The following is a 2257-nucleotide window of genomic DNA, read 5'->3' on the forward strand; positions in this document are numbered from 1 at the left end:
TGCTGAGGTTTTGTCTAAAGTTAATGGTATTGAATCCGTTTATGGCTACTTGCTAGCAGCTCCAATGTAACGATTCAAGGGATTAGGGAGTCGGGAGTCGGGAGTCGGGAGTAGGAGCATGTCACCTTTATAATTAGGTATATAGATCCCCCCTAACCCCCCTTAAAAAAGGGGGGAATTAGATTCAAAAGTCCCCCTTATTAAGGGGGACCAACGGGGGATCTAAATCAGAGATTAACAAAAGTTACATGCTCCCCTAAGTCGGGAGTCGGGAGTAGGAGCATGTCACCTTTATAATTAGGTATATAGATCCCCCCTAACCCCCCTTAAAAAAGCTATCCATTAGGCAAAAGTAGTCGAAACAGTGATAGAGACTAGAATTGAGGTAAGGATTGGGAGAGGAGTGGTGAGAGCCATTATTAGACTAACAGGGGTCTCCCAAGACTGCGATCGCAAAACCAGAAATGCGATCGCAAAACCAGAAATGCGATCGCAAAACCAGAAATGCGATTGCCTACGGCAGCAGCTTGCCCTGAGCGCACTTAAGAAGGAGCACCCTCGCGGGAGTGGACAGGGAGGGTAAGGTTGTGAGAGTATCAGAGGAAAAAGTCAATCAGGAGATGAAGAATAACAAATGAAGGATTGGATCAGCCAGGAAATAAATCCTAAATTTTTCAGGACATACGCCATGCCAAGAGATTGAGAAAGACACTTTTGCTCTTAAGCGAGCATCCAGGAGAAACAGTACCACAAGCGAGTGGTAATGCGAGCAACAGCCAAAGTATTTATAGATTTTGGTCAAATGAGAAAGTGACAAAAACACAAATATTGGCTTCACACAGGGAAGGCGTAGTGAGGAGATGTGTAGAAGCAGGAGTGGTGCTGGCAATACAAGATACGACAGATTTGGAGTATACGACACATGAAGCAACGAAGGGTTTGGGATATATCAATCAGACCATTCAACAAGGAATCAAAGTTCATAGTTGCCTAGCGGTAAGTGTTCAAGGGGAACCATTAGGGCTGCTACATCAGCAGAGTTGGACAAGAAAGCATAGGAGTGGAAAGAAAAAAGAACGCAAGAAAAAACCGATTCAAGAAAAAGAAAGCTATCGATGGTTACAGACCGTTATTGGAGCATCCGTTGGACTAGTCGAAAAAGCCAAGCTCATACATGTTGCTGATCGCGAAGCTGATATCTTTGAGTTGTTCGCCCAACAGCGCTGTGGCAATAGCGAATTACTGATTCGAGGAGAATATAACCGCAGGGTGAAAGAGGAGATGGGATATCTGTTACCGATGATTGAACAAAGGCCAACTTTAGGTACAATGACCATCAACTTAGAGCGTAATCCCAAACGTCCAGCTCGTCAAGCAACGTTGCAAATTCGAGGGATGAAAGTCACACTGGAAGTGCCTCAAAATCACCCCAAACCTCACAATCTTGAACCAGTGGAAATTAACGTACTACTGGTAGAAGAGACTGAGAAACCGGCTGATGGTAGTCAACCCATTCGTTGGTTGTTGCTGACCACTCTACCCATTGACGACTTCCAAAAAGCTTGGCAATGTGTACGGTGGTATAGCTATCGATGGCTGATCGAACGCTTTCACAAAACCGCTAAAAAGTGGCTGACGCGCGCGAAAAACTTCAACTTCAAACCCGAGAGCGTTTACTCAAAGCATTGGCTACTTATAATATTGTTGCTTGGCGACTAATGTGGTTGACTTATCAAGCTCGACTTAATCCGGATGCTTCTTGCCAAGTGGTGTTCTCTCCAGCAGAATGGAAACTCTTGCGACGTAAATTTCAAGCCAAAAACCGCTCAAAAAAACCTCCTAGTCTTCATCAAGCTCTGATTTGGATTGCACGCTTGGGTGGATTTTTGGCTCGTACTGGAGATGGCGAACCTGGCTTGAAAACCCTAGCCGCGAGGGCTTTCGACCTTCTACCATTTGCTTGAAGGTTCACAACTTGTTTCTACATCCTAGTCTCTATCACTGTTTCGACTACTTTTGCCTAATGGATAGCTTAAAAAAGGGGGGAATTAGATTAAAAAGTCCCCCTTATTAAGGGAAACGGGGGATCTAAATCAGAGATTAACAAAAGTTACATGCTCCCCTAGGTAGCAGGGTAAACGCATCTTATTTGGTATAAATGGTAACATACAAAAAATTGATTAACTCAATTTTTTGTGAAATTCGAATAAATCCCATCCTAAAGCAGTTTTTTTTGTTCAAAGTCAACAAATTTTCC

3 protein-coding genes are annotated in these 2257 nt (G+C 43.7%); all 3 read left to right on the plus strand.

Features of this window, described 5'->3' with window-relative positions; genetic code table 11:
• Positions 1-364: 364 nt before the first annotated feature.
• Positions 365-583, plus strand: a complete 219-nt coding sequence (locus tag F6K49_RS42515) for a hypothetical protein (protein WP_293107440.1) — start codon at positions 365-367, stop codon at positions 581-583.
• Positions 584-681: 98 nt separating this feature from the next.
• Positions 682-1719 carry an IS4 family transposase gene (locus F6K49_RS42520; protein WP_293107446.1) on the plus strand — a complete coding sequence of 346 codons (1038 nt, stop codon included), beginning with the start codon at positions 682-684 and terminating at the stop codon, positions 1717-1719.
• Complete coding sequence (locus tag F6K49_RS42525) at positions 1686-1964, plus strand: IS4 family transposase (protein WP_293107443.1); 279 nt, start codon at positions 1686-1688, stop codon at positions 1962-1964. The genes F6K49_RS42520 and F6K49_RS42525 overlap by 34 nt, the downstream gene beginning before the upstream one ends.
• Positions 1965-2257: the final 293 nt, after the last annotated feature.

This window comes from Moorena sp. SIO3I6 (assembly GCF_010672095.1).